At 70.7% G+C, this 22,236-nt stretch carries 24 protein-coding genes; 4 read left to right on the top strand and 20 right to left on the bottom strand.

The features are described 5' to 3' along the window. Positions 1–6 precede the first annotated feature (6 nt). From BA062_RS29625 to dxr, 4 genes are all read right to left on the bottom strand, one after another. A complete protein-coding gene (locus tag BA062_RS29625) occupies positions 7–1,050 on the bottom strand; it encodes an LLM class flavin-dependent oxidoreductase (RefSeq protein WP_110342361.1) in 1,044 nt (347 codons plus the stop codon). A 5-nt stretch (positions 1,051–1,055) separates the two neighbouring features. After that, the gene (gene ispG / locus BA062_RS29620) at positions 1,056–2,201 is read right to left on the bottom strand and encodes a flavodoxin-dependent (E)-4-hydroxy-3-methylbut-2-enyl-diphosphate synthase (protein ID WP_110342360.1); all 1,146 of its coding nucleotides are present in this window, start codon (positions 2,199–2,201) and stop codon (positions 1,056–1,058) included. A 154-nt stretch (positions 2,202–2,355) separates the two neighbouring features. Then, on the bottom strand, positions 2,356–3,561 hold the full coding sequence (locus BA062_RS29615) for a M50 family metallopeptidase (protein WP_110342359.1): 1,206 nt from the start codon (positions 3,559–3,561) through the stop codon (positions 2,356–2,358). A gap of 3 nt (positions 3,562–3,564) precedes the next feature. Continuing rightward, positions 3,565–4,770, bottom strand: coding sequence for a 1-deoxy-D-xylulose-5-phosphate reductoisomerase (dxr, locus tag BA062_RS29610; RefSeq protein ID WP_110342358.1), 1,206 nt, complete (start codon positions 4,768–4,770; stop codon positions 3,565–3,567). Positions 4,771–4,859: 89 nt separating this feature from the next. On the opposite strand from dxr, the gene BA062_RS29605 reads away from it, so the two are divergent. Next, positions 4,860–5,120, top strand: coding sequence for a DUF2631 domain-containing protein (locus BA062_RS29605; RefSeq protein WP_110342648.1), 261 nt, complete (start codon positions 4,860–4,862; stop codon positions 5,118–5,120). A gap of 109 nt (positions 5,121–5,229) precedes the next feature. Here the strand turns inward: BA062_RS29605 and rlmN are convergent, their stop codons facing one another. Beyond that, a complete protein-coding gene (gene rlmN, locus BA062_RS29600; RefSeq protein ID WP_110342357.1) occupies positions 5,230–6,336 on the bottom strand; it encodes a dual-specificity RNA methyltransferase RlmN in 1,107 nt (368 codons plus the stop codon). Positions 6,337–6,433: 97 nt separating this feature from the next. Here rlmN and BA062_RS29595 point away from each other — a divergent pair, with 97 nt between their 5' ends. After that, on the top strand, positions 6,434–7,030 hold the full coding sequence (locus BA062_RS29595; RefSeq protein WP_110342356.1) for a PadR family transcriptional regulator: 597 nt from the start codon (positions 6,434–6,436) through the stop codon (positions 7,028–7,030). Here BA062_RS29595 and BA062_RS29590 read toward each other — a convergent pair. After that, entirely contained in the window at positions 6,991–7,770 is a 780-nt protein-coding gene (locus BA062_RS29590) for a class I SAM-dependent methyltransferase (RefSeq protein WP_110342355.1), read from the bottom strand. The genes BA062_RS29595 and BA062_RS29590 overlap by 40 nt on opposite strands. Before the next feature lie 88 nt (positions 7,771–7,858). Between BA062_RS29590 and BA062_RS29585 the strand changes: the two genes are divergently transcribed. Continuing rightward, positions 7,859–8,704 carry a VOC family protein gene (locus BA062_RS29585; RefSeq protein ID WP_110342354.1) on the top strand — a complete coding sequence of 282 codons (846 nt, stop codon included), beginning with the start codon at positions 7,859–7,861 and terminating at the stop codon, positions 8,702–8,704. A gap of 21 nt (positions 8,705–8,725) precedes the next feature. Here BA062_RS29585 and BA062_RS29580 read toward each other — a convergent pair whose 3' ends face one another. The 5 genes from BA062_RS29580 to rpsB form a co-directional block, all read right to left on the bottom strand. Then, on the bottom strand, positions 8,726–9,619 hold the full coding sequence (locus BA062_RS29580; protein ID WP_110342353.1) for a phosphatidate cytidylyltransferase: 894 nt from the start codon (positions 9,617–9,619) through the stop codon (positions 8,726–8,728). Beyond that, positions 9,619–10,176, bottom strand: a complete 558-nt coding sequence (gene frr, locus BA062_RS29575) for a ribosome recycling factor (RefSeq protein WP_110342352.1) — start codon at positions 10,174–10,176, stop codon at positions 9,619–9,621. The genes BA062_RS29580 and frr overlap by 1 nt, the downstream gene beginning before the upstream one ends. Positions 10,177–10,178: 2 nt before the next feature. Next, on the bottom strand, positions 10,179–10,928 hold the full coding sequence (pyrH, locus tag BA062_RS29570) for a UMP kinase (RefSeq protein WP_110342351.1): 750 nt from the start codon (positions 10,926–10,928) through the stop codon (positions 10,179–10,181). A 97-nt stretch (positions 10,929–11,025) separates the two neighbouring features. Next, positions 11,026–11,841, bottom strand: a complete 816-nt coding sequence (tsf, locus tag BA062_RS29565; RefSeq protein ID WP_110342350.1) for a translation elongation factor Ts — start codon at positions 11,839–11,841, stop codon at positions 11,026–11,028. Between the two features lie 48 nt (positions 11,842–11,889). Next, positions 11,890–12,708 carry a 30S ribosomal protein S2 gene (gene rpsB / locus BA062_RS29560; protein WP_110342349.1) on the bottom strand — a complete coding sequence of 273 codons (819 nt, stop codon included), beginning with the start codon at positions 12,706–12,708 and terminating at the stop codon, positions 11,890–11,892. Between the two features lie 368 nt (positions 12,709–13,076). On the opposite strand from rpsB, the gene BA062_RS29555 reads away from it, so the two are divergent. Then, positions 13,077–13,613 carry a M23 family metallopeptidase gene (locus BA062_RS29555; RefSeq protein WP_110342348.1) on the top strand — a complete coding sequence of 179 codons (537 nt, stop codon included), beginning with the start codon at positions 13,077–13,079 and terminating at the stop codon, positions 13,611–13,613. 13 nt (positions 13,614–13,626) lie between these two features. Here the strand turns inward: BA062_RS29555 and BA062_RS29550 are convergent, their stop codons facing one another. The 9 genes from BA062_RS29550 to rplS form a co-directional block, all read right to left on the bottom strand. After that, positions 13,627–14,514 carry a FliA/WhiG family RNA polymerase sigma factor gene (locus BA062_RS29550; RefSeq protein ID WP_110342347.1) on the bottom strand — a complete coding sequence of 296 codons (888 nt, stop codon included), beginning with the start codon at positions 14,512–14,514 and terminating at the stop codon, positions 13,627–13,629. Beyond that, positions 14,486–15,451, bottom strand: a complete 966-nt coding sequence (locus BA062_RS29545) for a tyrosine recombinase XerC (RefSeq protein WP_110342647.1) — start codon at positions 15,449–15,451, stop codon at positions 14,486–14,488. Before BA062_RS29545 ends, BA062_RS29550 begins: the two co-directional genes overlap by 29 nt. Positions 15,452–15,831: 380 nt before the next feature. Further along, a complete protein-coding gene (gene dprA, locus BA062_RS29540; protein WP_245960065.1) occupies positions 15,832–16,980 on the bottom strand; it encodes a DNA-processing protein DprA in 1,149 nt (382 codons plus the stop codon). 505 nt (positions 16,981–17,485) lie between these two features. Then, positions 17,486–18,997 (bottom strand): YifB family Mg chelatase-like AAA ATPase, encoded by a 1,512-nt coding sequence (locus BA062_RS29535; protein ID WP_110342345.1) that lies wholly within the window; start codon positions 18,995–18,997, stop codon positions 17,486–17,488. Further along, entirely contained in the window at positions 18,997–19,398 is a 402-nt protein-coding gene (locus BA062_RS29530; RefSeq protein WP_110342344.1) for a YraN family protein, read from the bottom strand. The genes BA062_RS29535 and BA062_RS29530 overlap by 1 nt, the downstream gene beginning before the upstream one ends. Before the next feature lie 184 nt (positions 19,399–19,582). Beyond that, positions 19,583–19,906, bottom strand: coding sequence for a DUF2469 domain-containing protein (locus tag BA062_RS29525; protein WP_110342343.1), 324 nt, complete (start codon positions 19,904–19,906; stop codon positions 19,583–19,585). Positions 19,907–19,975: 69 nt separating this feature from the next. Further along, positions 19,976–20,806, bottom strand: a complete 831-nt coding sequence (locus tag BA062_RS29520; protein ID WP_391356348.1) for a ribonuclease HII — start codon at positions 20,804–20,806, stop codon at positions 19,976–19,978. Positions 20,807–20,811: 5 nt separating this feature from the next. Beyond that, positions 20,812–21,741: a signal peptidase I gene (lepB, locus tag BA062_RS29515; protein WP_110342341.1), complete on the bottom strand. Its 930-nt coding sequence runs from the start codon at positions 21,739–21,741 to the stop codon at positions 20,812–20,814. 42 nt (positions 21,742–21,783) lie between these two features. Beyond that, positions 21,784–22,143 carry a 50S ribosomal protein L19 gene (gene rplS / locus BA062_RS29510; protein WP_110342340.1) on the bottom strand — a complete coding sequence of 120 codons (360 nt, stop codon included), beginning with the start codon at positions 22,141–22,143 and terminating at the stop codon, positions 21,784–21,786. Between the last annotated feature and the right edge of the window lie 93 nt (positions 22,144–22,236).

The following is a 22,236-nucleotide window of genomic DNA, read 5'->3' as shown; positions in this document are numbered from 1 at the left end:
TCGACCCTAGCCGCCGAGCTCGCGGCGGACCACGGGCGCGACCTCGGTGCCGAGCAGCTCGATGGCGCGCAGCGTGTCCTTCTGCGGCACGCCACCGAAGGCCAGCTGGATCAGCAGCCGCTGGTGCCCGAACAGCTCATGCTGGTACATGATCTTGTCGATGATCTCCTGCGGGCTGCCCACCACCAGAGCGCCCGCCCGCGACGACTGGGCGTCGTAGGCGTCGCGCGGGGTGTGGAAGCCGTGCCCGCGCTCGTGGAAGTTCTCCAGCATGCCGCGGTCGAAGTACGGGTACGACAGGTCCCGCGCGGACTGGCTCGTCGGCGCGACGAAGCCGGGCGAGTTGATGCCGAGCGGCAGCGTCGCCGGGTCGTGCCCGGCCTCCTCCGCCGCCTGCCGGTACAGCTGTGCGAACGGCGTGAACCTGGCCAGCGGGCCGCCGATGATCGCCAGCGCTAGCGGCAGCCCGAGCCTGCCCGCGCGCACCACGGACGCGGGCGTGCCGCCGACCGCGACCCAGATGGGCAGCTTCTCCTGCAGCGGGCGAGGTGCGACATCGGCGTCGTGCAGCGCCGGGCGGAACCGGCCCGACCACGTCACCGGGTTCCGGTCCCGCAGGGCCAGCAGCAGGTCGAGCTTCTCGGCGAACAGGGCGTCGTAGTCGGCGAGGTCGTAGCCGAAGAGCGGGAACGACTCGATGTACGAGCCTCTGCCCGCGATGATCTCCGCGCGTCCGCCGGAGAGCAGGTCCAGCGTCGCGTACTGCTGGAACACCCGAACCGGGTCCTCCGAGCTGAGCACGGTGACCGCGCTGGAGAGCCGGATCCGTTCCGTGCGCTCGGCCATCGCCGCGAGCACCACGGACGTCGCGGAGACGGCGAAGTCGCCGCGGTGGTGCTCTCCGATCGCGAAGACGTCCAGGCCCGCCTGGTCGGCGACGGCCGCCTGCTCCAGGTAGTCGCGCAGGCGCTGCCGCGCCGTCGGCACGGCGCCCGTCACCGGGTCCGGGGTGATCTCCCCGAAGGAGTAGACCCCCAGCTCGAAGGCCACGGGCCTCAGCTCACCGTGACGACCGGCTCGCCGCCGGTCTCGCCCGACTCCTCGGCGATGCGCATGGCCTCCTCGATGAGGGTCTCGACGATCTGGTGCTCGGGCACCGTCTTGATCACCTCGCCCTTGACGAAGATCTGACCCTTGCCGTTGCCGGACGCCACGCCGAGGTCGGCCTCGCGTGCCTCGCCGGGGCCGTTCACGACGCAGCCCATGACGGCCACGCGCAGCGGCACCTCCATGCCCTCGAGGCCCGCGGTGACCTCGTCGGCGAGCTTGTAGACGTCCACCTGCGCGCGCCCGCACGAGGGGCACGAGACGATCTCCAGCTTGCGCGGCCGGAGGTTCAGCGACTGCAGGATCTGCGTGCCGACCTTGACCTCCTCCACCGGCGGCGCGGACAGCGACACGCGGATGGTGTCGCCGATGCCCTGGCGCAGCAGCGCGCCGAACGCGACGGCCGACTTGATGGTGCCCTGGAAGGCGGGACCGGCCTCGGTGACACCGAGGTGCAGCGGGTAGTCGCACTGCTCGGCGAGGATCTCGTAGGCCCGCACCATGACCACGGGGTCGTTGTGCTTGACCGAGATCTTCAGGTCGTGGAAGTCGTGCTCGGCGAACAGCGACGCCTCCCACAGCGCCGACTCCGCGAGCGCCTCCGGCGTGGCCTTGCCGTACTTCTCCATCAGCCGCTTGTCGAGCGAACCGGCGTTGACGCCGATACGGATCGGGGTGCCGTGGTCCTTCGCCGCGCGAGCGATCTCGGCGACCTTGTCGTCGAACTTCTTGATGTTGCCGGGGTTCACGCGCACCGCCGCGCAGCCGGCCTCGATCGCGGCGAACACGTACTTGGGCTGGAAGTGGATGTCGGCGATCACGGGGATCTTCGACTTCTGCGCGATCGCGGGCAACGCCTCGGCGTCGTCGGCGCTCGGGCAGGCCACGCGCACGATGTCGCAGCCCGCGGCGGTCAGCTCGGCGATCTGCTGGAGGGTCGCGTTGACGTCGGCGGTGACGGTGGTGGTCATCGACTGCACGGAGATGGGGTGCTCGCTGCCGACGCCGACGGTGCCTACCTGGAGCTGGCGGGTCTTGCGGCGTTCGGAGAGCACGGGGGGCGGGGTGGCCGGCAGGCCCAGATCGACGGTCATCGAATCCTCTGCAAACGGTCTACGAACGCGTCGGCATCAACGATACGTCAGCGTGTCTCCGGGATGGGGTGAACAGCGTCCACCGTGACGGTGAGCACGGAGAACGCGGGGACGGTCACAGCAGGGGTTCACCGGCGGGCGAACCCCTGCCCCGTCACGGTGAGAGCCGGATCGGATTGACGATGTCGGCGGTCACCGTGAGCAACACGACAGCACCTCCGATGACGACGATGACCGCCGTCACGGCATTGAGCTTGGTGTAGTCGACCGGACCACCCGGCACCTTGCCGCGCAGCTTGCGCAACCAGTCACGCACGCGCTCGTACCAGGTGACCGCGATGTGCCCGCCGTCGAGCGGCAGCAGCGGCAGCAGGTTGAAGATGCCGACGAAGAAGTTGAGGCTCGCGAGCAGGAACAGGAAGACCTCCCACAGGCCCTGCTCCACGGCCTCGCCGCCGATGCGGCTCGCGCCCACCACGCTGACCGGGGTGTTCGGGTCGCGCTCGCCGCCGAAGATCGCCTCGACCACGGCGGGGATGCGCTCGGGGAACTCCAGCAGCCGGTTCCAGGTCTCCACCAGCATGTCGCCGGTGAAGCTCAGCGAACCGCCGAGCGCGGCGACCGGCCCGTACGGCAGCAGGCTCGCCGGCGCGACGCCGATGGCCCCGACCTGCTCGGTGCCGCCGTTGTCGGCGGGCCTGGTGACCCTCGGGACGTCGACGGTCAGCGTCCTGGTCTCGCCGTCGCGCAGCACCTGGACCTCGGTGGGGCCCGAGGCACCCTGCACGGCGACGAGCAGGTCGCTCCACTCCGGGGTCGGCGTGCCACCGACCGACACGATCTCGTCGCCGGCCTGCACGCCCGCCGCCAGCGCGGGGGCCGGGTCGCCCGGCTGGCACACCGGGTTGTTGATCTCCTCCGCGGTGGTGCCGCCCCGCACACACTGGGAGACCTCGTCGACCACCGGCTTGTTGGTGAGGTTCGGCAGGCCCATCGTGATCGCCATCAGGTACAGCACGATGAAGCCCAGCACGAAGTGCGTGAACGAACCCGCGGCCAGCACCACGGTGCGCTTCCAGGTCTTGAAGCGGTACATCGCGCGCGGCGCCTCGTCGGGTGTGACCTCGTCGAGCGCGGTCATGCCCGCGATGTCGCAGAAGCCGCCGAGCGGGATGGCCTTGAGGCCGTACTCCGTCTCGCCCCTGCGGAACGAGAAGATCGTGGGCCCGAAGCCCACGAAGTACCGCCTGACCTTCATGCCGAAGGCCTTCGCGGTGAGCATGTGCCCCGCCTCGTGCAGGGCGACCGACACGCAGATGCCGAGCGCGAAGAGCGCGACTCCCAGGATGTAGACGAGCACGCGCTACTTCCCTCCAGTGCTGATTGCCCGAGCGCGTTCGCGCGCCCACCGTTCCGCGGCGAAGACGTCCTCGGCATCGCGGGGTTCGCGACCCCACTCGCCGGCCGCCTCGACCACCATGCTGACAGTGTCCACGATGGACGTGAAGCTGGTGTTCCCCGCCAGGAATCCCTCGACGAGCTGCTCGTTCGCGGCGTTGAACACCGCGGGCAGGCAGCCGCCCTCCGTGCCGACGTGCCTGGCCAGCTCGACGGCGGGGAACGCCTCGTCGTCGAGCGGCTCGAACGTCCACGCCGTCGCCGTGTCCCAGCGGCACGCGGCGGCGGCGCCGGGCACGCGGCGGGGCCAGTTCAGCGCCAGCGCGATGGGCAGCCGCATGTCGGGAGGGCTGGCCTGCGCCAGCGTGGAGCCGTCCACGAACGTGACCATCGAGTGCACGACCGACTGCGGGTGCACGGCGACGTCGATCCGGTCACAGGGGATGTCGAACAGCAGGTGGGCCTCGATCAGCTCGAGCCCCTTGTTGACCAGCGTCGCCGAGTTGATCGTCACGAGCGGGCCCATCGCCCACGTGGGGTGCTTGAGTGCGTCCTCGACCGTGACGCCTTCGAGCTGTTCCCGGGTCCTGCCCCGGAACGGCCCCCCTGACGCGGTGAGCACGAGCCGTTCGACCTCGTCGGCGCCGCCGCCGCGCAGTGCCTGCGCGAGCGCGGAGTGCTCGGAGTCGACGGGCACGATCTGCCCGGGTTTCGCGGCCCGCAGCACCAGCGGCCCGCCCGCGATGAGCGACTCCTTGTTGGCGAGCGCGAGCGACGCGCCGGTCTCGAGCGCCTTCAGTGTCGGCGCGAGCCCCTGCGAGCCTGGCATGCCGTTGAGCACGACGTCGACGGGCACGGCGGCGATCAGCTCGAGCACCGCGTCGGCCCCGGCGAAGATCCTCGGCAGCCGGAACTCGCCCCGCGCGTAGCCGCGCCGCTGGGCCTCCGCGTACAGCGCGAGCTGCAGGTCCTCCATCGCGGTCGGCCTGGTCACGGCCACCGCCTCGGCCTGGTGGGCGATCACCTGCGCGGCCAGCGCCCCCGGATCGGAGCCGCCCGCCGCGAGCCCGGCGACACGGAAGAGGCCGGGGTTGCGCGCGGCGACGTCGAGCGCCTGGGTGCCGATCGAACCCGTCGAGCCGAGGACGAGCACGCTGCGTGGATCGTTCATCGGTGACCATTCTCGCGGACGGCCCTCGCGGCCGGACGGCAGGCATGTGGGATCATCGGAGCGCATGTGATGGCAGGTGAGGAGTGATCGTGGCAGGCAAGGCGATCGAGAAGCGCAGCGGAACCGAGGTCGACCCCCGCGACGAGCCGTCGGCGGAGTGGGGCTGGCACGGCGGCTTCCCGAAGGCCACGCGGTTCGCGGGCTGGTTCACCGTGTTCGCGCTGCTGATCATGCTGATCGGCAACCACGAGAACAACACCGAGAACGTGTGGCTGGTCGGCCTGGCCATCGCGGTCGCGTTCGGGCTGGTGCTGGACATGCGCCGCCGCCGCGCCGCCTGGCGCCGCTGACTCACGGTGCGCCGGGCCCTGCTCGGCGCACCTCTTCCTGACGGACCCGCTGCCGGGCCTGGCGCAGGTCTTCCCGCTCCGGAACCGAGGGCGCCGGGCGAGGTGGAGGTCAGCCTTCCGCCGCGAGCTGTCCGCACGCGGCGGCGATTTCCTGTCCACGGGTGTCCCGCACCGTGCACGCCACTCCCCCGGCGTTGACCCGGCGCACGAACTCGCGCTCCACCGGCTTCGGCGAGGCGTCCCACTTGCTGCCCGGCGTCGGGTTCAGCGGGATCACGTTGACGTGTACGAGCTGGCCGAGGTGCTCCCTCAGCCGCGACGCCAGCAGGTCGGCCCGCCACGGCTGGTCGTTGACGTCCCGGATCAGCGCGTACTCGATCGACACCCGCCGCCCCGTCGAGTCCGCGTAGTACCGCGCCGCCTCCAGCACCTCCGACACCGGCCACCGGTTGTTCACCGGCACCAGCGTGTCGCGCAGTTCGTCGTCCGGCGTGTGCAACGACACGGCCAGCCGCACCTGCAGCTTCTCGTCCGCGAGTTTCCTGATCGCCGGCGCGAGCCCCACCGTGGACACCGTCACCGAACGCTGCGAGATGCCCAGTCCCGCCGGAGCCGGGTCCGTGATCCTGCGCACGGCCGCCAGCACCCGGTTGTAGTTCGCGAGCGGCTCCCCCATGCCCATGAACACGATGTTCGACAGCCGACCGGGCCCGCCGGGCATCAGCCCGTCCCGCATCACCGCCGCCGCCGCGCGCACCTGGTCGACGATCTCGGCCGTCGAGAGGTTGCGGTCGAGCCCGCCCTGGCCGGTCGCGCAGAACGGACACGCCATCCCGCACCCCGCCTGGCTGGAGATGCACAGCGTGGCCCGGTCCGGGTAGCGCATCAGCACGCTCTCGAGCAGCGTGCCGTCGTGCGCGCGCCACAGTGTCTTGCGCGTCGTCCCGTCGTCGCAGCCCAGGGCGCGGACCTCCGTGAGCAGCGACGGCATCAGCTCGTCGACCAGCCGCTGCCGCGAGGCCGCCGGGATGTCTGTCATCGTCTCCGGGTCGACGGTCAGCCGGGAGAAGTAGTGGTTCGACAGCTGCTTGGCGCGAAAGGGCTTCTCGCCGAGCGCGGCGACGGCCTCGGCACGCTCGGCGACGGTCAGGTCGGCGAGGTGCTGCTGGGGCAGGCCACGGCGAGGCGCGTCGAAAACAAGGGGGAGGGCAGTCATAGGGCCCCTATTGTCCCATGAACCCGATCCTTGCCGTCCGACTGTTTCCGATATATCGTGAACGTGTCGAGATAGCTCGGAAGAAAGGATCGGCATCATGAGACACGAAAGGCACCACTTCGCCCACGAACACGGCAGGCCCGCCTTCGGCCCCCGCGGCCGCGGCCCGTTCGGCGACTTCCCTCCCGGCTTCGGCCCTGGCAGGCGCGGTCGCCCGCACCCGAGGCCGGGAGGCCCCGGCAGGCGAGGACGGCGCGGCGACGTCCGTTCGGCGATCCTCGCCCTGCTGGCCGAGCAGCCTCGCCACGGCTACGAGATCATCGGCGAGATCGGCGAACGCAGCGGCGGGTTCTGGCGCCCGAGCCCCGGGTCCGTCTACCCCACGTTGCAGCTGCTCGCCGACGAGGGTCTCGTGCGCAGCAGCGAGGACGGCGGCAAGCGCCTCTTCGAACTCACCGACGAGGGCCGCGCGGCCGCGGAGAAGCTGGACACCCCGCCGTGGGAACACTTCGCGGAGGGCGCGGATCCGAACGAGGTCAAGTTGCGCGAGGCATCCGGCGCGCTGATGGGTGCCATGCACCAGGTTTCACTGGTCGCCTCGAGCGAGCAGAAGGCCAGGGCGGTCGAGGTGATCAACGAGTCGCGGCGCGCCCTCTACGGCATCCTCGGCGAAATCCCTGCCGACGATGCGTGAACGAGCCCGGTGGGCTTGCCGCGGACCAGAAGGCGGTAGCCCACCGGAAGCTCCAGCGGTCCCACGACGCCCGTGTTGCGGCGGGCCGTCTCCTCGACGGCCCGCTCGGCGACCCTGGGACTGAACTCGATCCGCAACACCGCTTCCATGGCGGCACGGTCGGGAAATCGCCAGCGCGTCTCGACGCGACGGCAGGAGAATCCCGCCGCGGCGAAGTATTCGTCCACTTTGTCCGGATCGTAGTGCGGCAGATCCGCCAGCATCCAGTCGCCGTACGGCGAATGCCGGGCGTCGAGATCGACGATCACGAGCGTTCCGCCCGGTTTCAGCACTCGGTCAGCTTCGGACAAACCGGGCTCGCAACCGGGTCCGAAGAAGTACGCCGTCCGCGCGTGCACCACGTCCACCGACGCGTCTCGCAACGGCATCCGTTGTGCGGTTCCCCTTCGCACCACGACGTTGTCGCGCCCGGCGACCCTGCGCTCGGCGCGGCGCACGAGCGGCGGATGCGGCTCGACGCCGACGACCGACGCCGCGGTCTCCGCGAACCTGGCGAGGTGGAAGCCGTCACCACACCCGATGTCGAGCACGCTGCGGCCCTGCCACGACACCGCTTCCGCGAGAGCTCGCCAGATCTCCCCGTCCACGTCCTGCGCGTGGTTCTCCAGTTCGTACGCGTCGGCGTGGTACCAGATGTTGGGGCTGGGGATGACTTCCACCTTGCGCACGAACCTTTTCACGACAGCCAGCGTATCCCCGGGAGGAAACCCCGTAACATCATCGGCGCGGTATGTGCCGGGGGGCCCATCGCCAGGGAGAGTTCTGCGTATGTCCGTCGGTATGCCCATTCCCCCATCGCTGCTACCGGCCGGGGTTCCATGCTGGATCGAGCTGGCGTCCGCGAACGAGCAGGCGGCGAGAGACTTCTACGGCGAGCTCTTCGGCTGGGAGTTCTTCATCAAACGCGATCCCGCGACCGTCAACCGGCGCTACACCATCGCGCTGCTGCACGACCTGCAGGCCGGTGGCCTGTACCAGGCGGCGAGCGACCAGCCGACCGGCTGGATGGTGCATCTCGCGGTCGGCAACACCGTGAACACGGCGGAGTGGGTGCAGCACCTCGGCGGCACGGTCACGCTGGGGCCGGTCGACATCCCCGACCGAGGCAGCATCCTGCACGCGGTCGACCCGAGCGGGGCGCCGGTGGTGTTCTGGCAGCCGCCCGGCGACTGGTCGTTCGCGACCTCGATGCCCGGTTCGTTCACCGGCGCGGACCTCAACACGCACGACGGGCACAGCGCGGATCAGTTCTACTGCAGGCTTTTCGAGTTCACCAGCCAGCAGATCGGCCAGGGCGGCATCGACTACGTGGAATGGCGGCTCGATCATGAGCCGGTGCTCTACCGGTACGCGATGGACCCGTCGTACCAGGCGACCGTCCCACCACATTGGATGATCTACTTCGAGGCCGACCCGGCACGCGGCACCGACGCCATCGCGGGGCAGGCGCTCATGCTCGGCGGCAGCGTGGTCACGGCTCCGTTCGACACCCCGTTCGGCAGGACGGCGGTGCTCGCCGACCCCGCGGGCGCGGTGTTCTCGATCGTCGACCACTCGCGGCCCGTCGACACCGGGGTCGGCAGGGCCGAGGTGGACGACCCCTACGACGACTGACGTCGTTCGGCGGAGAGCCGCTCAGCCCGTCGCCACGAACGCGCTCAGCAGCAGCCAGGACACGACCGCCGACGGCAGCAGCGAGTCGAGCCGGTCCATCAGCCCGCCGTGCCCCGGCAGAGTGTTGCCCATGTCCTTGATGCCGAGATCCCGCTTGATCAGCGACTCCATCAGGTCGCCGAGCGTCGCCGTGAGCACGATGGCGGCACCGAAGAGCACCCCCTGCCAGGCCATGCCGTCGAGCAGGAACTGCAGGCACAACGCACCGGCCACGATCCCGGCCGTCAACGAGCCCGCGAAGCCCTCCCAGGTCTTCTTCGGGCTGATCGTCGGCGCCATCGGGTGCTTGCCGCGCAGCACCCCGGCGACGTAACCACCGGTGTCGGACGCGACCACGACGATCATGAACGACAGCACGCGGCCGACGCCGTCCTCGGGCGGCACCAGCATGGCGGCGAAAGCCGCGAACAGCGGAAGGTAGGCGGCTGCGAAGACCGACGCACCGACGTCACGCAGGTAACCGTCGGCGCCGCCCGGCAGCCGCCAGAGCAGGCACACCAGCACCGTCAGCACGAACGCGGTCACGGCGCCCTCGCGGCCGAAGGGCCACGCCAGCCAGATCATCGCCTGGCCACCGACCAGCACCGGAACGAGGGCGACCTTGATGTTCGCGGCCTTGCGGAACGCGGTGGCCAGCTCGACCGTGCCGACCGCGATCGCCGCCGCGATCACGCCGATGAACAGGTACCGGACGGTGAACAGCGACACCAGGATCGCCGCCCCCAGTGCCACGCCCACGGCGATCGCCGCGCGCAGGTCACGACCGGCCCGCGAGGGTTTCTTCGCCGGCTCGGGTGGTCGCCCAGGGTCGGCCGCGTCCTCGCGTTCCTCCTGGTGTTCGCTCACCTTCGTCATCAGACCTCGAGCAGCTCGGCTTCCTTGTGCTTGACGAGCTCGTCGACCTGGTGGACGTACTTGTCGGTGAGGTGCTGAAGCTCCTTCTCCGCCCTGGCGACCTCGTCCTCGCCCGCCTCGCCGTCCTTGGCGATGCGGTCGAGCTCCTCCTTGGCCTTGCGGCGCACGCTGCGGATCGAGATCCGGGCGTCCTCGCCCTTGCCCTTGGCGACCTTGACCATCTCCTTGCGCCGCTCCTCGGTCAGCTGAGGAATGACGATGCGGATGATCGAACCGTCGTTGCTCGGGTTCACGCCCAGGTCGGACTCCCGGATCGCCTTCTCGATCGCGCCGAGCTGCGAGTTGTCATAGGGCTTCACGATGGCCATACGCGCTTCCGGGATGTTCACGCTGGCCAGCTGGTTCAGCGGGGTGGGAGCACCGTAGTACTCCACCACGATCCGGGAGAACATCGACGGGTTGGCCCTACCGGTCCGTACCGACGACAGGTCCTCCTTGGCGACGGACACCGCCTTTTCCATCTTCTCCTCGGCATCGAAGAGGGTCTCGTCGATCACGGCTACTCCAGGTGTGTGGGTGTACTGACCAGTGTGCCGATCCTCTCACCACTCACCGCGCGAGCGATGTTCCCCTCGGTGAGGAGGTTGAAGACGATGATCGGCATGTTGTTGTCCATGCACAGGCTGAAGGCGGTGGCGTCCGCGACCTTGAGCCCCCGTTCGAGTACCTCGCGGTGGCTGATCTCGTCGAACAGCTTCGCGCTGGCATCGATCTTCGGGTCGGCGGTGTAGACCCCGTCGACGGCCTTCGCCATGAGGACGACGTCGCAGCCGATCTCCAGCGCACGCTGGGCGGCGGCGGTGTCGGTCGAGAAGTACGGCATACCGGTGCCCGCGCCGAAGATGACCACCCGCCCCTTCTCCAGGTGGCGCTCCGCGCGGCGCGGGATGTACGGCTCGGCGACCTGGCCCATCGTGATCGCGGTCTGCACGCGGGTCGGCACGCCTTCCTTCTCCAGGAAGTCCTGCAGAGCCAGTGAGTTCATGACGGTGCCCAGCATCGCCATGTAGTCGGCTCGGTCGCGGTCCATGCCGCGCTGGGACAGCTCGGCCCCGCGGAAGTAGTTGCCGCCGCCGATGACGACGGCCATCTGCACTCCGGCACGCACGACGTCGGCGATCTGCACGGCGACGGAGTGCACGACGTCGGGATCGACGCCGACGGACCCGCCGCCGAACATCTCACCACCCAGTTTGAGCAGCACCCGCCGGTAACCGTCGGTGGCCCTGTCGGTGTCGTCCTCGTTCATGTCGCCTCCGCCCGTTCAGGTGCTGCTCTACCGTTGTCTCACAACTGTGCCCCGCCTCCAGGTCTGGCGGGAGACGGGGCACAAGTGCCGGCCGGGACTACTGCTGGCCGACCTCGAAGCGAGCGAACCGGGTGACGGTCACGCCTGCCGCGTCGAGCAGGGCCTTGACGGTCTTCTTGTTGTCGGTGACCGACGGCTGCTCCAGCAGCACGACGTCCTTGAAGAACGCGTTGACCTTGCCCTCGGTGATCTTGGAGATCGCCTGCTCCGGCTTGCCCTCCTCGCGAGCGGTCTGCTCGGCGATCCGGCGCTCGTTCTCCACCAGGTCGGCCGGGACCTCGTCACGGGTCAGGTACTTCGGCTTGAGGGCCGCGACCTGCAGGGCGGCGCCGCGCGCGGCCTCGGCGTCGTCACCGGTGTACTCGATGAGCACGCCGACGGCCGGGGGCAGACCCGCACCACGACGGTGCAGGTATGTGGTCACCTGGCCGTCGAAGGCGACGACCCTGCGGATCTCGAGCTTCTCGCCGATCTTGGCCGAGAGCTCCTGGAGGAGGTCGTTGACGGTCTTGCCGTCGACCTCGGCCGCCTTGAGCTTCTCGACGTCGCTCGTGCGCAGCTGCTTGGCCGCCTCGACGACCTTGTCCGCCAGCTGCTGGAACTCCTCGTTCTTGGCGACGAAGTCGGTCTCGGAGTTCAGCTCGACCAGGACGCCGCCGTCACCGGCGACGAGGCCCTCGGCGGTGGCGCGCTCGGCACGCTTGCCGACGTCCTTCGCGCCCTTGATGCGCAGGTACTCGACGGCCTTGTCGAAGTCGCCGTCGCTCTCCTCCAGCGCCTTCTTGCAGTTCATCATGCCGGCGCCGGTGAGCTCGCGGAGGCGCTTCACGTCTGCCGCGGTGTAGTTCGCCATCGTGCGTTATCCGTTCTCTGTCGCGGTATGCGCAGGGTGGTCAGTGGTTCAGGAAGCGGTGGTCTGCTCGGCCTGCTCGGCGGACTCGGAGCCCGCGAGCAGCTCCTGCTCCCACTCGGCCAGCGGCTCACCCGACGCGACGGGCTTGTCCTCGCCCTCGGGGGCGGCGCCGTTGCGGCCGGAACGCGCCATCAGGCCCGCGGCGGCGGCCTCGGCGACGACCTTGGTCAGCAGCGCGGCGGAGCGGATCGCGTCGTCGTTGCCCGGGATCGGGTAGTCGACCTCGTCGGGGTCGCAGTTGGTGTCCAGGATCGCGACGACCGGGATGTTGAGCTTGCGGGCCTCGCCGACGGCGATGTGCTCCTTCTTGGTGTCCACGATCCACACGGCGCTGGGCACCTTGGACATGTCGCGGATACCGCCGAGGGTCTTCTCCAGCTTGTCCTTCTCGCGGGTGAGCGTGAGGATCTCGCGCTTGGTCAGGCCCTGGAACCCACCGGTCTGCTCCTGCGCCTCGAGCTCCTTGAGCCGCTGGAGGCGCTTGTGCACCGTCTGGAAGTTGGTCAGCATCCCGCCGAGCCAGCGCTGGTTGACGTAGGGCATGCCCACGCGCAGCGCCTCGTTGGCGATGGCCTCCTGCGCCTGCTTCTTCGTGCCGACGAAGAGGATCGTGCCGCCGTGGGCGACCGTCTCCTTGACGAACTCGAAGGCGCGGTCGATGTACGACAGCGTCTGCTGCAGGTCGATGATGTAGATGCCGTTGCGCTCGGTGAGGATGTAGCGCTTCATCTTCGGGTTCCAGCGCCGGGTCTGGTGCCCGAAGTGCACACCGGAATCGAGCAGCTGCTTCATGGTGACGACGGCCATGGCCGGATTCGCACCTCTTCTGTGTTGTGCGCGCCGGGCAGATGCTCGGCACGCGGACCGGTTGTCGCGGCTGACCGGGTGATCAGCCGCCCTGGTGCAGTGCCGGCGTCCGGACTCGTTGGCGACGTTCTGACCGCGGAGACCGCCGGGCGCCGTCCGCTCCGTTCACGACGTGTCGGGAATGGAGCGCGCACGTGCACGCGAAGTCAGCCTGTGCGCACACAGACCGCGCCCAATAGTGTACGCCGACCCCGGCACCGGCTCGAACCGGCGGCACCCGTCAAGCTGAGTTGTCCACATCGCCCTCGGTTATCCACAGATTTCGCCACACCCCTCCACAGCCCTCCCCCGCCCCTCACTCTGGGCACATGACCGCATTCCATCCGGCACGGCGAGCCAGGTACCTCGTGCTCGCCGTGCTGACCCTGCTCCTCGCCGTCGTGCCCGCGCCCGCGGCGAGGGCGCAGTCCGTCGTCGAGCCGCGATTCGCCTGGCCACTGTCCCCGGCGCCGTCAGTGGCCAGGCCGTTCGACGCACCCGAGCACGCCTACGGTCCCGGCCACCGTGGGGTCGACCTGGTCGCGAGTCCCGGGCAGGACGTGCTCGCGGCCGGTCCCGGGTACGTCGTCTTCGCGGGACGCCTCGCCGGACGCGGGGTGGTGTCGGTCGAGCACGACGGCGGGCTGCGCACCACCTACGAGCCGGTCGAGCCGCGGGTCTCGTCGGGCGACCAGGTGTCGCAGGGACAGGTCATCGGCACCGTCGCGGCAGGGCACGCCGGCTGCCCTGCCGCGGCGTGTCTGCACTGGGGTGTCCGGCGCGGCGAGGAGTACCTGAACCCGCTGCGTCTCGTGGTGCCGGACACCGTGCTCCGCCTGAAGCCGTGGGAGGGGGTGGTCGCCTGACGGATGCGCCCGCTCAGACGCCTGCCTGCTCGACGAGCTTGGCGCGCAGCCGCAGCACGGCGCGGGTGTGCAGCTGGCTCACCCTCGACTCGGTGACGCCGAGGACCTTGCCGATCTCGGCGAGGGTCAGACTCTCGAAGTAGTAGAGGCTGACCACGATCCGGTCGCGCTCGGTGAGCTGGGCGATCGCCTCGGCCAGCTGACGGCGGTTGTCCCGGTCGACGAGCACGGCGGCGGGGTCGACGGCGTCCTCGTCCGGCAGTGAGTCGACCAGGGAGCCGCTGTCGCGGCCCGCGGCGACCAGGTCCTCGAGGGCGACGACGCTGGTGAGTCGCAGCTGCCCGTAGAGGTCGCGCAGTTCCTCGAGGGTGATGCCCAGCTCGGCGGCGAGCTCGGCGTCGGTCGGAGTGCGGCGCAGGCGCGCTCCGAGCCGGTCGAGCGCGCGCTCGACCTCGCGGGCCCTGCTCCGGATCACGCGGGGCACCCAGTCCTGCGACCGGAGGTCGTCGAGGATGGCGCCCCTGATGCGCTGCATGGCGTAGGTCTCGAACCGCAGGCCGCGCTCGGGGTCGAACTTCTCGATCGCGTCCACGAGGCCGAAGATGCCGGACTGGATGAGGTCGGCGACGTCGACGTGGGTCGGCAGGCCGGTGCCCACCCGGCCGGCGACGTACTTGACCAACGGCGCGTAGTGCAGGACGAGCCGGTCGCGGACGCGCTGGCTCGGAGAACCGGCGAACTCCCGCCAGAGTGCCTGGATGGCCGTCTCGGCGGTGGTGCCGGCGTCGAGCTCCTGTGTGGTCACGGGGCCACCGTTCCCGGCAGGGTGAGCCCGGTGGCGGGCCTGCTCATCAGCCGAAGCTCCACCGGTGTCATTGGGCACGGGGGTGGGTTCGGTCATGAATCGCCTTCAGCCGCTCGACGGTCACGTGGGTGTAGAGCTGCGTCGTAGCTAGCGTAGCGTGACCGAGCAGTTCCTGAACGCTGCGAAGATCCGCCCCACCCTCCAGCAGGTGTGTCGCCGCCGAATGACGCAGGCCGTGCGGGCCCATGTCCGCGGCCCCCGGCACCGACTCTACGGCCTCGTGCACGACTCGTCGCACCGTCCTCGGGTCAACTCGCCCTCCTCTGACGCCGAGGAACAAGGCCGCGCCCGACGACTCCGTCGCCAGCCCCGGGCGGCCCCCCTCGATCCAGGCACGCAGCGCCCGCTCCGCGGGTTGCCCGAACGGGACCATCCTTTCCTTGTTGCCCTTCCCGAGCACCCGGACGACCCGGCGCTCGAAATCGGTGTCGTCCAGGTCGAGGCCGCACAGCTCGGACACGCGGATTCCCGTCGCGTACAGCATTTCGAGCAGCGCGTGGTCCCGCAACGCGACGGGCTCCCCCTCCGCGGCGCCGCTGCCACCGGCCCGCATCAGCTCGCCGGCCTGCTCTGGCCGCAGGACGCTCGGCAGCTTGCGGTGGGCCCTTGGCGCGACGAGCCGCGAGCCCGGATCGGACGCCAGCTTCCCCCGCCGGTGCGCCCACGCGCTGAAGACCCTGGCCGCCGCCGCACGCCTGGCGAGCGTGGTCCGGCTCCGCCCCGCGGACCGCTGCCCCGCAAGCCAGGCCCGCAGTACGCCGACGTCCAGCCCGTCGAGGCCGTCCGTCGCGGGGGGCTCGGCGTCGGCGCCCTCGCTGCCGACGCCGTGCAGGAACCCCAGCAACGACACCACGTCACCCACATACGCCCTGATCGTGTGATCCGAGAGGCCTCTTTCGGACCGCAGATGGCGCTCGTAGTCGTCCACGAGGGCGGCCGCGCCCGGCGGCAACGCAGCGCGGACACGCAGCAGCTCGGCACGCCCCGGACCGGGCCGCGCGGCGCGGGCTCCCGTACCGCGAACAGCTGATGACGCCATGTCACCGACGCTGCGGCAAGCGCGCCCGATGGTCAAGCATCGCCACGCCCGCATGATCAACCCGCAATCGTGGTGTTCACCGCGGTTCAGTCAGGGCCACGTCCGCCGCGGCAGGTGGGCGTCGACCCGGCGCCGCGTCCGGCGGGCCCGCAGGGGCTGACGGCGGGGCGAACGCGCCCTGCCCGGCTGCCCGACGGCGCCGCGTTCCCGCCTTGCCTGCCACCAGCCGATTCGCGGCGCGGTGAACAACGGGGACGATGGCGCGCCACGGGTCCGCGAGGAGTGTGGACGGGGCGAACGCCCACTGCCGGGGTTCACGGGCGCGCCGCCTTTCGTCCATCGCCGGCCCGCCGCCAGCCGGTCTCGCACCGCTCGCTGAGCCCGTCGAGCTCGAGAGCCGGCAGCAGTGCCCTCACCCGCGCGAGGGGTACGCCGGACTCGGTCGCGATGCCTTCCGGTGACTTTCCCCTGCGCTCGCCGAGCGCCTCGTGCACGCGGATCGCCTGCGGGCCGAGCCCATCGGTGCGGCGGCGCGGTCGAGCGGTTCCGTCCGGGCGGTCGGCCCCCAGCCGGCCGACCGTGTCGAGCACGTCGGACACCGAGGCGACCAGGGTCGCGTGGGCGTCGCGGATCAGCTCGTGGCAACCTGCCGACATCGCCGAACCCACGGGTCCCGGCACCGCCATCACGACCTTGCCCAGCACACCCGCGGTACTCGCGGTGTTGCGCGCGCCGCTGCGACGGCCGGCCTCGACGACGACCGTGCCCGCCGTGAGCGCGGCGATCAGCCGGTTGCGGACCAGGAAGCGGTGCCGGGCGGGCGGGGTGCCCGGCGGGTACTCGCTGACGACCGCGCCACGCTCGGCGATCCGGTTGAGCAGGCCCACATGGCCCGCGGGATAGCCGGCGTCGAGCGCGCAGCCGAGAACGGCCACCGTGACGCCGTGACCGGTGAGCGCCCCGCGATGTGCCGCGCCGTCGATGCCGTATGCCGCTCCCGAGAAGACGGGCACGCCCTGTTCGGCCAGCGCGTAGCCGAGGTCGGCGGCGGTGTGCTCACCGTAGTCGGTCGCCGCGCGTGCGCCGACGATCGCGACGGCGTCCTGGGCGGCCTCGTCCAGCCTGCCGCGGCCCCGGACCCACAACGCGAGCGGCGCCGCGACCCCCTGTGCGCCCCTGCCGGTCGCCACGTCGAGCGAGAGCAGGGGCCAGGCGGGCCACTCGTCGTCCTCCGGAGTCACCAACCGGGCGCCATTGCGAGCGGCCTCGTCGAGATCCCGTTGCGCGAGGTCGAGTTCCCGGCGCGCGCTCGTCTCCTGGATCACCGCGTCCGGCGCGTGCCCGAGACGGACGAGCGTCGCCGCCTCCACGGGCCCGTGCTCGGCGACGAAGGCGACCAGCGCCGGAGCCGGAGGTTCGGCCACGCGCAGCAGGTACGCCCTCGCGAGCCGCTCCGCGCTCACACCGCACCTCCGACGTGTGCCTGCCCCGGACCGGGGCCCCTGCGTGACAACCCCACGCTCATCGGGAGTGGCCTCGGCCTCGCGGCACCTCGGCGAGCGGAACGGCCCTCCGTGCGGTCGCCGGCCGAACGCGGATCGCGGTGTCCCGAAGGACGCTCCCATCCCGTTCGGCGACCATCCACCCGGTTCGCGCAACGCTTCGTTCGCGGACGGGGGTTGACCGGGGACGGCCCCGAAGCCGTCGTGAGCGGCGCCAAGGTCCATCCGCTCTGGCGGACCAGTGCGGAGCGGACCGTCATGGCCGGCCACCGCAGGATCGAGATCGCTGACGGGCACGCGTGGGACGGCGAAACGGGCGGCCGGTTCCTCGGGAGGCAGGGCGAACACGGCGCGGTGCCCGACCGGCGTGGGGGGTTCGCCGTTGCCGGTTCGCCGCCCCCGGCTGGATCCGGGTCGCGGCGAACCCGAGGGCGGCGACCGAGGCAGGGTGTCGTCGCTGTCGCCGTCATGCCGCCCTCCGATCACGGAACTCCAGGGCCGCCGCGACGTGGTCGGCGTCCGGGCGGTCGGCCTCGGCCAGATCGGCCAGGGTCCACGCGATACGCAGGCAGCGGTCGGCGCCCCTGGCGGTGATGGCACCCCTGTCGAGGCCGCGATCGAGCAGCCTCGTCACCTCGGCCGGAAGCGCGTAGTCGCGGCGCAGCGCGGGGCCGGGCACCTCCGCGTTGGTCTGCCAGCCTCGGCCGGCCCAGCGCTTGGCGGCCCGCTCCCTCGCCAGGAGCACCCGCTCGCGGACGGTCGACGTCGGCTCGGGCACCCCGCCCTCGTGGACGCTCATCGCCGTCATCGGGCGCATCCGGACCCGTAGGTCCACGCGGTCGAGCAGCGGCCCGGACAGCCGGCTGAGGTACCGGCGCCGGGCGTTCGGCGTGCAGCAGCAGTCGACCTCGCGCGGCGGGGCACACGGGCACGGGTTGGTCGCGAGCACGAACTGAAACCTCGCCGGGTAGCTCACCACCCCGCGGGCCCTGGCGATCCGGACCTCGCCCTCCTCCAGCACGGTGCGCAACGACTCGAGACGCTCGCCGCCGAACTCGGCGGCCTCGTCAAGGAACAGCACACCGCGGTGGGCCTTGCTGATCGCACCCGGCAACGCGAGCCCGGCACCGCCGCCGACGAGCGCCGCCACCGAGATCGAGTGGTGCGGCGCGACGAACGGCGGCACGCGGCGCAGCGGCGTCGACGGCTCCAGCGAACCGTCGACCGAGTGCACGGCACTGACCTGCAGGGCCTCCTCGTCGGACAGCGGCGGCAGCAGCCCCGGCAGCCGCTTGGCGAGCATGGTCTTGCCGACGCCCGGCGGGCCGGTCATCAGCAGGTGGTGCCCGCCCGCCGCCGCGACCTCCAGCGCCCAGCGGGCCTCCGGCTGACCGATGACGTCGGCGAGATCGGGGACCTCGGGCGCGGCCTCCTCCACGACCGGACCGGGCGCCGTCAGCGCGCGGTCGCCTCGCAGCCACGCGACGACCTCCGTCAGCCGCTCCGCACCGGCCACCTCGATCCCGTCGACGAGCGCGCCCTCGAACAGCGACTCGACGGGCACGACCGCCCGCCGGTAACCGCCCCGGCGGGCCGCCAGCAGCGCGGGCAGCACTCCGCGCACGGGCCGGACCCGCCCGTCCAGAGCCAGCTCGCCGAGCAGGACCGTGCCCAGCAGCTTGGCGGCCGGGACGGAGCCGGACGCGGCGAGGACCGCCGCCGCGATGCTCAGGTCGTAGCCCGAGCCGACCTTGGGGAGGTTGGCCGGGGACAGCCCCAGTGTCACGTGGGTGTCGGGCCACTTCTCGCCGCTGTTGCGCACCGCCGCCCTCACGCGATCCTTGGCCTCGCGCACGCCCGCGTCGGGCAGCCCGACGAGTTTGGTGCCCGGCATGCCGGCACCGATGTCGGCCTCGATCTCGACCAGCCTGCCCTCGATGCCGATCAGCGCGACCGACCACGCACGTGCGAGCGGCATCAGAACGCCCCCACGAAGTGCCGCAACGTCGGCGGCCCGGCAGGCGGGAAACAGATCGCGATGACGTCGAACCGAACGGGGCACCAGGCGACCCGGAACGCGGCGAGCCACCGGCCGGTGATGCGACGGATGCGGGCCCGTTTGTCCTCGGTGACCGCCTCCTCGGGCTCACCGAAACCGTTCCCGGCCCTGGTCTTCACCTCGCAGACGATGAGTGTCGTGCGGTCGGTGGCGACGACGTCCAGCTCGCCTTCCCGGCAGCGCCAGTTGCGGCTGAGCACGACCAGCCCCAGCCCGCGCAGGTACTCGGCGGCCAGCTCCTCGCCCCGGCGGCCCAGCGTGAGCTGGGATCTTCGCTTTCTCGTGCGCCCCGCACGCACCGCGATGCTCACGGACAACATCACCCCCTCGATCCGCGAGCCGGACCTCCCGGCTCCCTCCCACGACGCTTCCACCGCGCCAGGGCAGGTGCCCAGAGCCGATTCCCGGACCTGTGGACAGACAGGGTGATGTGGACAGTTTTCACCGCGCGCGACAGCGCCCGCGAAAACCGTCAGAGAATGCTGCTACGGGCGACGCCCGTGCTCAGCCGCCGAACGGACCGTCCTCGGGCAGCCGCAGCTCGGGCTTGTCGAGCTCCTCGACGTTGACGTCCTTGAACGTGATGACCCGGACGTTCTTCACGAACCGGGCGGGCCGGTACATGTCCCAGACCCACGCGTCCGACATCCGCACCTCGAAATACACCTCGCCGCCGCTGTCGCGGACCTGGACGTCCACCGCGTTGGCCAGGTAGAACCGCCGCTCGGTCTCCACGACGTACGAGAACTGCGCGACGATGTCGCGGTACTCGCGGTACAGCGACAGCTCCATCTCGGTCTCGTACTTCTCGAGATCCTCTGCGCTCATCTAGTCCGCGCCCCTCCTCGCAAGCCTCGCAAGCCGTTGCCGGCGGAACAACCATTGTGCATGAGCACCTCAGACCTCGACCCCGGACACCTCGGCGAACTCGGCGGCCTCCTCGGTGCCCGGCAGGTCGAACAGGTACTGGTTCAGCTCCTCGTCCGCGGCCGCGCGCCGCCTGGCGCCCGCCTGCAACGCCGCCGCCGTGAGCATGACCTTGTGCGGAGGGCGCCGGCCGTGCGCCCTGCCCGCCACGGCGACGTTGGTGTAGGACCAGCGGTGCACCACGCTCGGGCCGTGCGCGGTGAGCGCCTCGCCGTGCTCGGCCGTCGTGTAGCCCTTGTGCACGTCGAAGCCGTACACCGGGTGCTCCTCGTGGAGACCCGCCATGATCCGGTCGCGCGTGACCTTGGCGAGGACGGACGCCGCGGCGACACACGCGACCGCGCGGTCACCCTTGATCACCGGCACGCTCGGCGCGGGCAGTCCCGGCACGCGGAAACCGTCGATGAGCACGTAGCCGGGCGCGGTGTTCAGTCCCGCGATCGCACGCCGCATGCCCTCGATGTTGGTGACGTGAATGCCGAGCGCGTCGACCTCGGCGGGTGAGATCACCACGATCGAGTAGTCGAGAGCGCGGCGGATCACCCGCTCGTACACGCGCTCACGCGCGAGCGGTGTGAGCAGCTTCGAGTCGGTGAGCTCGGTGAGCCGGGCACCGTCACCGGGCTTGAGAATGCAGGCGGCCACCACGAGCGGGCCTGCACACGCGCCCCGGCCCGCCTCGTCGACACCGGCGACCGGACCGAGACCGCGCCGGTCCAGCGCGGTCTGCAGCGCCCACGACGTCTCACCGCGAATCACGGCTCGCGGAGGGCGCGGTACACCAACGGGTCCAGCGCTCACGCCCGTTACCGTCCTCGTCTGACCGTCCCACGGACCGCGGCGCCGAGGCGGCGGCCCACCAGCAAGGTCGGCCATGCGGCCAGCACACCGATACCCAACGGTACGCCCTGCTGCCACGCGGGCGCGCTCATGGCGTTGACGTTGGCGGCCTGCGGATTGTGATCACTCACCGTGCCCCAGCGGGAGGGCGGCAGCACGATGAACCGCGCCTTGCCGATGATGTTGTCGACCGGGACGGCGCCCCGCACCCCGCCGTGACCCTGGTAGCGGGAGTCGGCGGAGTTGTTGCGGTTGTCGCCCATCACCCAGACAGTGCCCTCCGGCACCGTCACAGGGCCGAAGTCGGCCTGCTCGTGGGCGCCCTGCCAGTAGATGTAGGGCTCGTCGAGCGGCTTGCCGTCCACAACGACGCGGTTCTGGTCGTCGCAGCATTCGACGGTCTGGCCACCGGTGGCGATGATCCGCTTCACGAAGTCGCGCTCGTCCGGCGGCGCGAGACCGAACACCGAACCGATGCTCTGGAAGAAGTTGGCGACCGCGTTGTCCGACTCCTCGGGCGGCGGGTCGCCCTCGGTCCACGCGGGCGGACCCCGGAACACGACCACGTCGCCCGGCTCCGGATCACTGAAGTCGTAGGTGATCTTGTCGACCAGGATCCGGTCCGGGGTGCAGCCCGCACAGCCGTGGAGCGTCTGTTCCATCGACCCCGACGGGATCATGTAGACCCGCGCGAGGAACTGCTGGATCAGGAACGCCAGAACGAGCGCCACCACGATGAGGATGGGCAGCTCTTTCCAGAACGAGCGCTGCTTCTTCTGCTTGCGTCTCGGGCCGGCCGAGGCGTCAGGCCCCTGCTCGGAGGACTCGGCTTGGTTCCCTTTCGGGGTCTCGTCCTCCGAGCGCTCCGGCTCGTCTTCCGCGGCGTTTGAAGGCACAGGCTCGACCACGTCGCCAGGCTACGGTAACCGCTTGACTACTCAGGAGGCAGAGGGGGCTTCGCGCCGCTCCTTGATCTTGGCGGCCTTGCCCCGCAGCTCGCGCAGGTAGTACAGCTTCGCCCTGCGGACGTCACCGCGCTTCTCGACCTCGATCTTGGCGATGTTGGGCGAGTGCACCGGGAAGGTCCGCTCGACACCGACGCCGAACGACACCTTGCGCACGGTGAAGGTCTCGCGGATGCCACCGCCCTGACGGCGGATGACGACGCCCTGGAAGACCTGGTTGCGCTCGCGGTTGCCTTCGATAACGCGGACGTGAACCTTCAGCGTGTCGCCCGGGCGGAAGTGCGGAATGTCAGAACGCAGCGACTGAGCGTCCAACGCGTCCAGGGTGTTCATCGGTGGTCCGTCCTCGTCTTGGTGTGGCTTCGGCGTACATCCGGGCGCACGCCTGCCTGACAGCGGGTGGCCCAGGAGCTTGGCGGCGCGTGA

It is taken from the genome of Prauserella flavalba, from assembly GCF_003202235.1.
Taxonomy (GTDB): domain Bacteria; phylum Actinomycetota; class Actinomycetes; order Mycobacteriales; family Pseudonocardiaceae; genus Prauserella_A; species Prauserella_A flavalba.
This window is presented reverse-complemented; position numbering and strand designations above follow the sequence as displayed.

Coding starts and splice junctions, on each gene's coding strand:
- ispG (WP_110342360.1), bottom strand. CDS start 2,201: ATGACCGTCGATCTGGGCCTGCCGGCCACCCCGCCCCCCGTGCTCTCC.
- dxr (WP_110342358.1), bottom strand. CDS start 4,770: ATGAACGATCCACGCAGCGTGCTCGTCCTCGGCTCGACGGGTTCGATC.
- rlmN (WP_110342357.1), bottom strand. CDS start 6,336: ATGACTGCCCTCCCCCTTGTTTTCGACGCGCCTCGCCGTGGCCTGCCC.
- BA062_RS29595 (WP_110342356.1), top strand. CDS start 6,434: ATGAGACACGAAAGGCACCACTTCGCCCACGAACACGGCAGGCCCGCC.
- BA062_RS29585 (WP_110342354.1), top strand. CDS start 7,859: ATGTCCGTCGGTATGCCCATTCCCCCATCGCTGCTACCGGCCGGGGTT.
- BA062_RS29580 (WP_110342353.1), bottom strand. CDS start 9,619: ATGACGAAGGTGAGCGAACACCAGGAGGAACGCGAGGACGCGGCCGAC.
- pyrH (WP_110342351.1), bottom strand. CDS start 10,928: ATGAACGAGGACGACACCGACAGGGCCACCGACGGTTACCGGCGGGTG.
- tsf (WP_110342350.1), bottom strand. CDS start 11,841: ATGGCGAACTACACCGCGGCAGACGTGAAGCGCCTCCGCGAGCTCACC.
- rpsB (WP_110342349.1), bottom strand. CDS start 12,708: ATGGCCGTCGTCACCATGAAGCAGCTGCTCGATTCCGGTGTGCACTTC.
- BA062_RS29555 (WP_110342348.1), top strand. CDS start 13,077: ATGACCGCATTCCATCCGGCACGGCGAGCCAGGTACCTCGTGCTCGCC.
- BA062_RS29550 (WP_110342347.1), bottom strand. CDS start 14,514: ATGACCGAACCCACCCCCGTGCCCAATGACACCGGTGGAGCTTCGGCT.
- BA062_RS29535 (WP_110342345.1), bottom strand. CDS start 18,997: ATGCCGCTCGCACGTGCGTGGTCGGTCGCGCTGATCGGCATCGAGGGC.
- BA062_RS29530 (WP_110342344.1), bottom strand. CDS start 19,398: ATGTTGTCCGTGAGCATCGCGGTGCGTGCGGGGCGCACGAGAAAGCGA.
- BA062_RS29525 (WP_110342343.1), bottom strand. CDS start 19,906: ATGAGCGCAGAGGATCTCGAGAAGTACGAGACCGAGATGGAGCTGTCG.
- rplS (WP_110342340.1), bottom strand. CDS start 22,143: ATGAACACCCTGGACGCGTTGGACGCTCAGTCGCTGCGTTCTGACATT.